The sequence below is a fragment of the Burkholderia ubonensis subsp. mesacidophila genome, from assembly GCF_002097715.1.
Taxonomy (GTDB): domain Bacteria; phylum Pseudomonadota; class Gammaproteobacteria; order Burkholderiales; family Burkholderiaceae; genus Burkholderia; species Burkholderia mesacidophila.
Window position 1 is genome coordinate 309,951 of record NZ_CP020739.1, and the last position, 10,946, is coordinate 320,896.

A 10,946-nucleotide genomic window follows, 5' to 3' on the forward strand; every position below is an offset into this window, starting at 1 on the left:
TCGGATTTTGATGTTATGGCGCCATTGGCAATAAACAGCGGCGCAGCCAATGGTACGGGTTTTTCCTGATTAGTTACTCTGAAATTTTTTCCGGCAAGGCCGAGTTTCTGGAATGCCTGGTTATCGTTTTCGAGGCATCCGCTTCAGCAACCACTCCCGGAATCGCGCCACGGCTGCCGTATCGCGACGATCATCGGGCCAGACCAGCTGATACGCGCCGCCGAAGCTTGCGCTTGCATCCGACGCCAGCACCAGATCATTGCTTTCAACCAATGGCGTGATCATCTGGTTCCAGCCGAGGAGGACGCCGTGGCCTCGCACCGCAAGCTGCAGCAATACCGGATAGCTATTGGCGGTGATCGTACGCAATGGCTTGTACGTGATCTCGCTGTCGCATAGATGAAACCAGTCGCGCCAACTCATCCATTGACGCTGCTGTTCCTCCGCGACCAGCAATGTCGAACTCATCAATTCGTGCGGCAATACGCGCCGGCGACCCAGGTAGTCCGGCGCACAATAGGCGTGCACCTCTTCCTCGATGACGCGAATGCCGCTCATGCCGGGGGGCGGCGCATCGCGAATGTAATAGACGCCGATGTCGAATTCGGCAGGATTCAGGTTGAAAACGCCCTCCCGCACCAGGATGCGGACCGCCACGCTCGGAAACTCGCGGCTGAATTCGGCAATGATAGGAGTCAGGAACATGCTGGCCGTGCCGGCTGCGCATGCAATCGTGATGCTATGGGGCGTCGGCTCCTTCATGACGAGCGCCGTGGCCTCCGAGCAGCAAACGAGCATGTCGTGAATCCGGTCGGCATAGGCTTGCCCGGCGCGCGTCAAATGCAGCGCCTTGGCGTCTCGCACGAACAACTGCATGCCAAGAAAACTCTCCAGCTTGACAACCTGCTTGCTGACCGCGCCTTGCGTCACGTTCAGTTCCTCGGCTGCGCGCGTGAAGTTGCCATGCCGGGCGGCGGCATCGAAGAAGACAAGGCATTGCAGAGGCGGAATCGGGTGAATTCTCATGCTCGTTCCATAAGGCGTGGATTGACCGACGTGCGATCGCAAGCGTATCCAGGCGCTTGACGGCACGTCTTTCAGCGATCGAAAAAATGGTCGTTCAGACGAAGCGTTCTTCGAAGGAGCTTCCTGTCGCCGTCGACCGATAACAGGTCGGCTTCCTCCGAAACCCGGTATGTCGCGATGAATGAAACAGCCGGGTAATGTGTTTCTTGTCGGTGTGCGGCACGCTATCGGAACGGGTCCGAATAATCAAGGACCGTTGATGCGAATCATCCTGAATGCATACTCTACGTCGGCACTTCATAATGCCGGCGAATGGTGCGGCAAGATGCGCGAGAGTGTATAAAAAAGATAAATATTTTATTTTAATATTTAAAAATATTGAATTATCGAGATGCCGTAAATTGACGACACGGCAATGCCATTTGTTATACAGGTCAATTCGCTGAATTTACGCGACCTTTGTTGCTTCCCGGGCACGACGCTTTTCAATCGTCGGTACGATTTACCTGTTCGACGAGTCCGTCGTCGGACGAGGGAATGCCATCGCCGCTGATCGACCTGCCGGCGCGCGGCACCCATGCCCGCCGTCGTCGCGGCACTCAACTCTTCTCCGAACCTGTCGTTAACCCGAGATGGTCCCCTCAGGGTATTTGCGACCCGAGGCGTGGACCAGGTTGATACGGGATCGTCAAATGCGCCATCGAGGCCAGTGTGCCGTGTTCGCCGCCGCGACGCGCCGAGCGATCGGTCAATTTTTCCTGTTTGCGAGGTCGTTGGATCCGCAGCCGTCGACGGCACGTGCGAGCGCACACCGCTTGCCGCGACGCGCCAGCCCGCCGGCTGCCGGACCGAAGCTCGCCGACGAGGGTTCACTGTCTTTGGTCTGAGCATGTATCCGAGCAACTACGATGTTCCCGTTGCGCGCCTCGTTGCGCGTCCGATACTTTCCTGCACGCGCACCACGCCGGTGCGCGAGGTCGCCCGGCGCATATTCGCCGAGCGTTGCAGTTCGATCGTCGTGATGGAGGAAGGCGAGGTCGTCGGCATCTGGACCGAGCAGGACGCGCTGGCGGCTGGAGACAGCCCGCAGGCGCTCGACCGGCCGGTCGGCGAAGTGATGAGCAGCCCGGTGCTGACGCTGGAGGCCAGTACGCCGCTCGGTGAAGCGGCGGTGAAGTTCAAGCAGTCGGGCGTCCGTCACTTCGTGGTCGTCAGGGACGGCGCGGCGATCGGCGTGTTGACCCAGACCGACGTCGTGGTGAACCAGGGGGCCGAGTTCTTCCTGCGCCTGAAGCCGATCGAATCGATCCGAGTTCATTCGCCCGTCACGGTGCCCGAGCATGTCGCGCTGCATGAGGTCGTCGCGCGGATGCGCGTGGAGAAGCTCGATGCCGTCCTCGTCGCCTACGACGATGGCGAGCACGGCATCCTGACCGAGCGCGACATCGTCCGGCTGATTGCGGGGGGCGGCTTGCAGGGTGCCGTCGGCGAGCACGCGAGCAAGCCGCTGCAGATGCTGGCCACGAAGCAGAGCCTGTATGCGGCCCACCGCTACATGATGCAGCAGAACATGCGCCATGTCGGCATTCGCGACGACGACGGCGCCCTCACCGGGCTGCTCAGTTTTGCGGACGTCCTGCAGGGCATCGAGCACGAATACGTCAACGAGCTTCGCAGCGCCTTGCGCGAGCGCGACGAAGCGCTCGGCCTCGCGCGCTTCAACCTGCGCATGGCGGACCGGGTGTTCGAATCGGCGCTCGAGGGCATCATGGTGACCGACCGGCACGCCCGGATCGAGCGCGTGAACCAGGCGTTCACGCGCCTGACCGGGTACACGGAGGACGAAGTGGTCGGGCGCGACCCGAGCCTGCTGAGTTCGGGCCGCCAGACGCCGGACTTCTATCAGAAGCTATGGCATGCGCTCACGACCGACGGCCACTGGCAAGGCGAAATCTGGAACCGGCGGAAAACCGGCGAGCTGTTCCTCGAATACCTGACGATCACCAGCATTCGCGACAACGACGGCAAGATTTCGCACTACGCGGCGATCTTCTCCGACATCACTCAGCGGCGCCAGGCGGAGGAACGGCTCGGCTATCTCGCTACGCACGACGTGCTCACCGGCCTCGCGAACCGGACGCTGTTCGAGGAGCGGCTGGCGCATGCGATCGTGCAGGCGAAGCGGGGCGGCCGCAAGGTCGCGGTGATGTATCTCGATCTCGACCGCTTCAAGCTCGTCAACGACACGCTCGGCCACAGCGCCGGCGACGAAGTGCTGAAGGTGGTGGCCGGCCGGATCACCGCGGGCGTGCGCGCGAGCGACACGGTGGCGCGCATGGGCGGGGACGAATTCGCGCTCGTGCTCGAGGAGTTCGACGATGTACGCGACGTCGGGCGGATCGCGCGCAAGCTACTGGATGAAGTGGGGCGGGCGATCGACATCGGCGGCCGCGAGATCTTCGTGACGCCGAGCATCGGCATCAGCATCTATCCCGACGACGGCACCGAGGCGGAGCAATTGATGCTGCTCGCGGATCAGGCGATGTACGGCGCGAAGAGCCGGGGCAGGAACGTCTTCCAGTTCTTCGAGAGCAAGATGACGTCGTCGGCGATGGAGCAGCTCGAAACGCTCGGCGAACTGCACCGCGCGCTCGAGCAGAACGAATTCCGTCTCTTCTACCAACCGCAATACGATCTGACGAGCGGCCGGATCGTCGGCGTCGAGGCGCTGCTGCGCTGGCTGCATCCGCACAAGGGGCTCGTGCCGCCGGGCGACTTCATCGGGCTCGCGGAACGATCCGCGCTGATCGTGCCGATCGGCAAGTGGGTGCTGCGCGAAGCTTGCCGGCAGGCGCGCCGGTGGCTCGACGAGGGCTTCGAGTTCGGCCGCATCGCGGTGAACGTGTCGGCGAGGCAGTGCTTCGCCGACAGCTTCCTCGCCGACCTGACGACCATTCTCAGCGAGACCGCGTTGCCGCCCGAATACCTGCAGCTCGAATTGCTCGAAAGCATGGCGATGAACACGCGCGAGGAAATCGGGATTCTGCTGCGGGAGCTGGCGACCCGGGGGATCAGCCTCGCGATCGACGATTTCGGCACCGGCTATTCGTCGCTGGTGTATCTGAAGGACCTGCCGGTCGATACGCTGAAGATCGACCGGTCGTTTCTCGCCGACTGCGGCACGGACAGCCCGGACGACGCGATCGTGCGCGCGATTGTCGCAATGGGGCGCGCGCTCGGTCTCGACGTCGTCATGGAGGGCGTGGAGACGGAGAAGCAGCTGGCGTTTCTGCAGGAGATCGGCTGTCACCAGGTGCAAGGGTTCCTGCTGGCGCGGCCGCAGCCGGCCGAACAGCTGGTCGGGATTTCGCAGGGCCGCGGTGAAGGCCGCGAGGCAGCCGGAGACGATTGCGGGGCGGAACTGCTGGCCGAGTGAGCGCGTGCGGGGGGATCGCTGCGCGGTCGGCCTCGGCGCGATTTTCCCGGTCCTGCTACGATTTCCCCGCAGCACCGTACGCGCCGCTCCCGCAAACGTCACTGTCTCCCCCAACCGCAAGGACTCGCACATGACCTCGCCCCTCTACGACATCCCCGTGAACGCCATCGACGGCACCCCGACCACGTTGCGCCCGTTCGAAGGCAAAGTGCTGCTGGTGGTCAACGTCGCGTCGAAATGCGGGCTGACGCCGCAATACGAAGGCCTCGAAGCCCTCTACGAAGACAAGCGCGCACGCGGCCTCGAAGTCCTCGCGTTCCCCGCGAACAACTTCAAGGGCCAGGAGCCGGGCACCAATGACGAAATCCAGGCATTCTGCAGCGCGACGTTCGGCGTGAAGTTTCCGCTGTTCGCGAAGATCTCGGTCGTCGGCGACGATCAGCATCCGCTCTATCGCACGCTCACGCAGGCGCAGCCACAGGCCACGGGCGACGGTCCGTTCCGCGAGCGGCTGAAGGGGTACGGGATCGAGCCGAATCCGGCGCCCGACGTGCTGTGGAACTTCGAGAAATTCCTGGTGAGCCGCGACGGCAAGGTGGTCGCGCGCTTCGCGCCGAACGTCGGCGCGGACGACCCCGCGCTCGTCGCCGCGATCGACGCCGAACTGGCGCGCGCGCAGTAAGCGCAACCCGCATGCGCCGCAACCGCGCGGCGCATGCGTTCACGCTACCGCGTCAGGGCTTCGACGTAAGCCGCCCGATCATCGCGTTCACGGCGGCCATCTGCACGCCGGCCTTCACCGCGTAATCCTTGCCGGTATAGCCGAACCAGTCCCAGCAGCCTTGCGGGTTGTTCGGCTGGGTGGACGCGTCGACCTGCGGATACAGCACCACGATGTTGTTGGTGTCGGCCCAGCGGTTGTAGCTGGTCTTCTGGTAGAAGTCGTCGCCGACGACGCTCGCCGATTGCTTGCAGCCGTGGAACGCGACATGGACCCGGCACGCGGTGCCCTGCGTGCACGCCTGCGGCACGTACGCATAGGCCTGCTCGGCCATCCCGGTCGCGGCGCCGGCGAACTCGCGCTGGTTGAACGCGATGATCTTGCCGGTGAGCTGGTCGGCCGGCCGCTTCAGCGTGCCGTAAATGAACGTCAGCAGCGCGCCCGGCTGGTCATAGCTTTCTTTGTCGACCGTGCAATGGTTGATGTAGGGCGCGGCCGTGATCGGGCAGTTGTTGCCGAAATTCGGCGTAATCAGCGCATGTCCGGCCGGGACCGTCTTCACGTACTGGAGATTGTCGGCCGGCACGCCGGCGTCCTTGAAGAACGATACGGTCGTGTCGACGGCCCGCTGATGCACCACCGTATCCTTGGTGCCGCTGAACACGTAGACGCGGTCGTTCTGCAGGCCGGTGAGCGGATCGATCTCGCCGCGCGCAGCGAAGTTCTTTGCGTCACGCAGCAATCGCGCGGGATTGGGCAGCACGCCCGGAAGCATTCCCATGCATTTGCTGGTGTTGGCCAGCTTGCCGGCGGCGCAGTAGTAAGGGCCGCCGGCGACGATCCCCGAGCCGATCACGGAGTCGGAGTAGGCGACCTGGTACTGGACGGCCATGAACGCGCCGGACGACAGCCCGGAGACCGACGTATGGGCGGGATCGGCGCCCAGCGCGGGCAGCGGATCGACGGCAAAGGCGAGACGGGAACACAACGCGGTGCCGAGCAGGGCAACCGTCAGGGTGCGGTGGAATTTCACGGCAATACTCCTGTTTCGTCGAGGGTTCGAATGCACGAAGCGTTCATGGGCGCAGCAGTCGAATGCCTGGCTGCTGCGTTTGTCACGACACAAGCAGATACGATTGCGTGAATCTTGAAGCGGCGCATCGAAGCGCCGGACGGCGGCCGGCCCGGGCACGCGGGCCGGCTTGTCCGGCTGAGGATATTGCCATCGCATGGATGACGGTTTCGAGGCGGCGCGCGAGACGTGCCGAAGTTGCCGCGCGCAGCCGGGTTGTCACGCACGCCGGACGGTGGAAAGCGGGGGCAATCCCCCGCGAGGACTGTGCATGAAAAACGATTGTTGAGGCACCTGCTTGCTTTGACAGGTGCGACGATCGTTCGTATTCGGTGTCGGGATGGGTGCGGGCTGGAAATCGCATCGGGTGATTCGTCCTTCACCGGCCGCATGATCCGGAGTGGCGGAATGATGAGGTCGATTGAACAGCGGATATGCTCTATGTCACGCGCAGTGCCGTTTCGTCAGCGTTCGACATATCGGACCACTTTATCTTGGAGGTGGTCATTCTCCCTTTGATGCCTTCAGGCATGCAATGTAAGCGGTTCTTGTGCCGAGTTGGTCCGCCGCCTGCGGATGCGCGCCAAACAAGATTTGCAGGTATGGAGCGTAGTTGCGTACGTAACATGCGTCGACGCGCTGGACCGGAGCGCCGACTATCTTCGCGACGCAGGCATCATGCCTTTGTCGAACTTCGTCTGGAATCGCGGCTTCTTTGATGCCATAGAACCTGACGATGATTCCGTCGATTTCGGGATTGCTTGCCATTTGATCCGCCAATTGCGCACGCAACTGGTTAAGGGTTACGCCGTCCGCCCGTTGCCTCGCTAGGCCCTGTTCAAACATTGAATTTGCGAGGCAGGGGGTGATGTGGACCCACAGTGGATCGATGCCGGTCATGCGGCTCAATTCTTCTTCCGTCATGTCAGCGTTTTGCGCAAATGCCGGTGGCGTGATCAGGCAAGTGGCGCAAGTCAATAGAGCGAGAAGCAAGCGGGTGTGACGCATGTCTTTGTGTGGCGCGAAATGAGGATTGGTCGGGATTGGCGAGATCTTCGCGAAAGCACCGAGCACTGCAATCCACGATTGGGACATCATATGTCGGGGCTTCGGTCACCCAAATCAGGTGCGCCGTTCGTCCTTCGCCGGAAGCGGGAAGGGTGGGCTTGAACGTAAAGCGGTACCTTGGTCTTACGGCCGTTGCAACGGGAACTTGAGCCGAATGGAGTCCCGACGCACACGCCGAAGGCCTAGCGACCTCTTCAGGGCGGATCCGCGAGGATGGTCAGCCCCAAGCAGCGAATGTTGGCGATTCCCCGCAATTGTCGAGCGATCACTTTGGGCTGCGGCTTTAACCCAGACATGGGACGCGAGGCTTTAAATCGCGCTTCATACACCGAACCCAACAGATTCTTCCCATCTCGCGGGCGCCCATATCGAACCACCCGGCGTTTGTGCAGGACCGGTGCCCGGCCTCACTCTCTTCGTCGACCGAGCGCATGATGGATGTGGCGTCGTTTCAGCGACTTCGAAGCCAGTCCGGCAGACGCACCGCCTTCAGCCTTGAACCCGCTCCGGCATCCGCGCCGACGCCAGATCGTCGGGCCACTGCAATTCGAACACCGTGCCGCCGCTCGCGGACGGACGGCACGCCGCCTGCCCGCCGTGCGCATTCGCAATGGCCGCCACGACGGCCAGCCCGAGGCCGGTGCCCTTGCCGGAGCGCGCACCGTCGGCCCGCCTGAACGCCTCGAACACGTGCGGCGCGAAGTCGGCGGGGATGCCCGGGCCATCGTCCTCGACGCTCAGATGGCATCGCCCTTGCTCGACGCGCGTCCGGATGCGGATCGCACCGGGCACCGCGTGCAGCCGCGCGTTTTCGAGCAGCGCCAGCAGCGCTTGCCGGATCCGGACCGGGTCGCAGCGCATGGGGCGCTCGTCCAGGTCCAGCACCGCGTGCTGGCCCGCCGCCTTGAGCGCGTCGTCGAACACCGCGACGACGGCCTCGACGTCGGCGGCCAAGTCGGCCTCCTGCACCTGGAGGTTCAGATGGCCGCTTTCCGCCAGGCCGACCACGCGCAGGTCCTCGATCAGCCGCCCGAGACCCTCGACCTGGGTCAGCAGCCGGCGGAACTGCGATTCATCCGAAGGGAACACCCCGTCGGCCAGGCCCTGCAACCGCCCGCGCAGGATGGTGACGGGCGTGCGCAGCTCGTGGGCGATCGCGGCATTCCAGAATGCCCGCTCCGCGGTCACGCGTTGCAGCTCGCTCGCGAGCGCGTTGAAGTCGTCGGCCAGCAGCGCCGCTTCATGCAGCGAGCGGTCGCCCGCGACCGCGCGTGCGTCGAGATCGCCCTGCGCGACGCGGCGGATGCCGTTCGCCACCGAGTTGAGCGGCACCAGGATGCGGCGCGCCAGCCTGATCGCCATCAGAACGGCCAGCGCGAGGCCGAGCAGCGTGGTGGTGATCAGCCACGCCCACTCCGGCCCGGTCGGCACCCAGCCCATTTGCGCGCATAGCTTGGGCCAGTAACGGAATGTCAGAAAGTAAAAAACATAGGACGTCGATATGAGCAGCGCCGCCACGCCGAACGCGATGGTCGCCATCGACAGCGCGATCTGGCGGCTCATTCCCTCCAGCTTCATTCGACGCTCCACAGCTTGTAGCCGACGCCGCGCACGCTGCACGGGATGCCCTTGACGCCGAGATCCTCCAGCTTCTTGCGCAGCTTGCTGATGTGGCTGTCCACGGTCCGCTCCATCGCGTCGCCCTCCGGCAGGCAGGCGGTCATCAGTTCCGCGCGGCTGAACACGCGCTTGGGCGCGCGCGCCAGTTGCGTGAGCAACTTGAACTCGGTCAGGGTCAGCGTGAGGGCATGGCGCTGCTGCCCGACCTGCACCACGGCTTCGTAGTGGTCCAGATCGATTTCCAGCGGCGGCACGCGCAGCACGCGCTGCTCGCTGTCGTGCAACGCGGACATCGACCGGCGCAGCACCGCCTGCGCGCGCGCGACGACTTCCGCGGGATTGAACGGCTTGACGACGTAATCGTCCGCACCGATGCGCAGTCCCATCAATTTGTCGAGGTCCTGATCGAGCGCCGTCAGCAGGATCACCGGGGTGCTGCCCCGGTGGCGGATCTCGGTCAGCACCTTCCAGCCGTCGACGTGCGGCATCTGCACGTCGAGCAGCACGAGGTCGGGCTTGACGGACAGGTGGAGATCCAGCGCGCGGCGCCCGTCGGCGGCGTGCACGGTGCGAAAACCGCTGCGCGCGAAGTAGGCGGCGAGGATGTCCGCGATCTCGGGCTCGTCCTCGGCAATGAGGATCAAGGGTTGGGCATGATGTGCCGCGCCGGGCGGCTGGGGGGGGGCGGACGTGACCACTATGTTGCATCCATTCGGCAGCTCCATCGAATCTCCATACTACCGTAGAAGAAACGCCATCGGGCGCACGCACACTGCCGCGTGTCAGGGTCGGCAATTGGCTGCCTGCATCCCATGGAGTCCAAATGAAGAATGAGAAACTGTGCCGCTACGGCGGCGTCTACGCGCTGGCGGCCGCATTGCTGGCTGGCTGCGGGAAATCCGACGCGCCGGCCGCACCGCCTGCGATCCCGGTCGCCGCGATGACCGTGGCGCCGGCCCCCCTGAAGCTGACCGAGGACCTGCCCGGCCGGATCGCGGCGGTGCGGATCGCCGAGATCCGGCCGCAGGTCAGCGGCATCGTGCTGCACCGCATGTTCGAGCAGGGCACCGAGGTGCACGCCGGCCAGCCGTTGTTCCAGATCAACCCGGCGCCGTTCAAGGCCGACATGGACACCGCCGCGGCCGCGCTGCAGCGGGCCGACGCGGCGCTCGAGCGCGCCAAGGTGCAGACCGCGCGACTCAAGCCGCTGGTCGAAGTGGACGCGATCAGCCGCCAGGTCTATGACGATTCCGTGTCGCAGCGCGATCAGGCCGCGGCCGACGTCGCGCAGGCGCGCGCGACGCTGGCGCGCCGGCAGCTCGACCTGAAGTTCGCCACGGTGGAGGCGCCGATCACCGGCCGCATTGACCAGGCGCTCGTGACCGAAGGCGCGCTCGTCAGCAGCACCGACACCGTGCCGATGGCGCGCATCCAGCAGATCGACCAGGTCTACGTCGACGTGCGCCAGCCGGCGTCGTCGCTGCAGCACCTGCGCGACACGCTGGCGTCGCAGGACGGCGGGAAGTCGAGCGCGGGCCTGCCGGTCGAGGTGCTGCGCGACGACGGCACGGCTTACGACGTGAAAGGCCGGATGCTGTTCTCCGGCGTGAACGTCGATGCCGGCACCGGCGACGTGCTGGTGCGCGTGCTGGTGGACAACTCGAAGCGGCTGCTGCTGCCGGGCATGTACGTGCGCGCCCGCATTCCGCGCGCGAACTACGCGAGCGCGCTGACGGTGCCGCAGCAGGCGGTGGTGCGCGCCGATGGCAAGCCGCAGGTGTGGGTGCTCGACGCGAAGAACCAGGTGCACCTGAAGCCGGTCGAGCTCGGCGAGCAGACGGGCCGCAGCTACCGCATCAAGTCGGGGCTGCAGGCGGGCCAGAAGGTCGTGGTGGAAGGGATGGAGCGCCTGACCGACGGCGCCCCGGTTGCCGCGAGCGCCTGGAAGTCGCCTGTTGCCGCAGCCGCCACGGCCGCGCGCTGAGTCACGGGGAGCGTCCTGC

General features: G+C 64.6%; 8 protein-coding genes. 3 read left to right on the forward strand and 5 right to left on the reverse strand.

Features of this window, described 5'->3' with window-relative positions:
- Window positions 1-120: 120 nt before the first annotated feature.
- Window positions 121-1,026, reverse strand: coding sequence for a LysR substrate-binding domain-containing protein (locus B7P44_RS33720; protein WP_084910359.1), 906 nt, complete (start codon window positions 1,024-1,026; stop codon window positions 121-123).
- 889 nt (window positions 1,027-1,915) lie between these two features.
- On the opposite strand from B7P44_RS33720, the gene B7P44_RS33725 reads away from it, so the two are divergent.
- Window positions 1,916-4,462 carry an EAL domain-containing protein gene (locus B7P44_RS33725; RefSeq protein ID WP_084910360.1) on the forward strand — a complete coding sequence of 849 codons (2,547 nt, stop codon included), beginning with the start codon at window positions 1,916-1,918 and terminating at the stop codon, window positions 4,460-4,462.
- A gap of 130 nt (window positions 4,463-4,592) precedes the next feature.
- Window positions 4,593-5,144: a glutathione peroxidase gene (locus B7P44_RS33730; protein ID WP_084910361.1), complete on the forward strand. Its 552-nt coding sequence runs from the start codon at window positions 4,593-4,595 to the stop codon at window positions 5,142-5,144.
- Between the two features lie 52 nt (window positions 5,145-5,196).
- Here B7P44_RS33730 and B7P44_RS33735 read toward each other — a convergent pair whose 3' ends face one another.
- The 4 genes from B7P44_RS33735 to B7P44_RS33750 all read right to left on the reverse strand — a co-directional run bounded on the left by B7P44_RS33735 (window position 5,197) and on the right by B7P44_RS33750 (window position 9,668).
- A complete protein-coding gene (locus B7P44_RS33735) occupies window positions 5,197-6,216 on the reverse strand; it encodes an extracellular catalytic domain type 2 short-chain-length polyhydroxyalkanoate depolymerase (RefSeq protein WP_084910362.1) in 1,020 nt (339 codons plus the stop codon).
- 543 nt (window positions 6,217-6,759) lie between these two features.
- A complete protein-coding gene (locus tag B7P44_RS33740) occupies window positions 6,760-7,353 on the reverse strand; it encodes a hypothetical protein (protein WP_133118007.1) in 594 nt (197 codons plus the stop codon).
- Between the two features lie 459 nt (window positions 7,354-7,812).
- Complete coding sequence (locus B7P44_RS33745) at window positions 7,813-8,901, reverse strand: ATP-binding protein (protein WP_084910364.1); 1,089 nt, start codon at window positions 8,899-8,901, stop codon at window positions 7,813-7,815.
- Window positions 8,898-9,668, reverse strand: a complete 771-nt coding sequence (locus tag B7P44_RS33750; RefSeq protein ID WP_084910365.1) for a response regulator — start codon at window positions 9,666-9,668, stop codon at window positions 8,898-8,900. Before B7P44_RS33750 ends, B7P44_RS33745 begins: the two co-directional genes overlap by 4 nt.
- Window positions 9,669-9,766: 98 nt before the next feature.
- On the opposite strand from B7P44_RS33750, the gene B7P44_RS33755 reads away from it, so the two are divergent.
- Window positions 9,767-10,927 (forward strand): efflux RND transporter periplasmic adaptor subunit, encoded by a 1,161-nt coding sequence (locus B7P44_RS33755; protein ID WP_084910366.1) that lies wholly within the window; start codon window positions 9,767-9,769, stop codon window positions 10,925-10,927.
- Window positions 10,928-10,946 lie beyond the last annotated feature (19 nt).

What these genes read in the sequence shown, in the direction of transcription:
- B7P44_RS33720 (WP_084910359.1), bottom strand. Translation starts at nt 1,026, where the DNA reads ATGAGAATTCACCCGATTCCGCCTCTGCAATGCCTTGTCTTCTTCGAT.
- B7P44_RS33725 (WP_084910360.1), top strand. Translation starts at nt 1,916, where the DNA reads ATGTATCCGAGCAACTACGATGTTCCCGTTGCGCGCCTCGTTGCGCGT.
- B7P44_RS33730 (WP_084910361.1), top strand. Translation starts at nt 4,593, where the DNA reads ATGACCTCGCCCCTCTACGACATCCCCGTGAACGCCATCGACGGCACC.
- B7P44_RS33740 (WP_133118007.1), bottom strand. Translation starts at nt 7,353, where the DNA reads ATGATGTCCCAATCGTGGATTGCAGTGCTCGGTGCTTTCGCGAAGATC.
- B7P44_RS33745 (WP_084910364.1), bottom strand. Translation starts at nt 8,901, where the DNA reads ATGAAGCTGGAGGGAATGAGCCGCCAGATCGCGCTGTCGATGGCGACC.
- B7P44_RS33750 (WP_084910365.1), bottom strand. Translation starts at nt 9,668, where the DNA reads ATGGAGCTGCCGAATGGATGCAACATAGTGGTCACGTCCGCCCCCCCC.
- B7P44_RS33755 (WP_084910366.1), top strand. Translation starts at nt 9,767, where the DNA reads ATGAAGAATGAGAAACTGTGCCGCTACGGCGGCGTCTACGCGCTGGCG.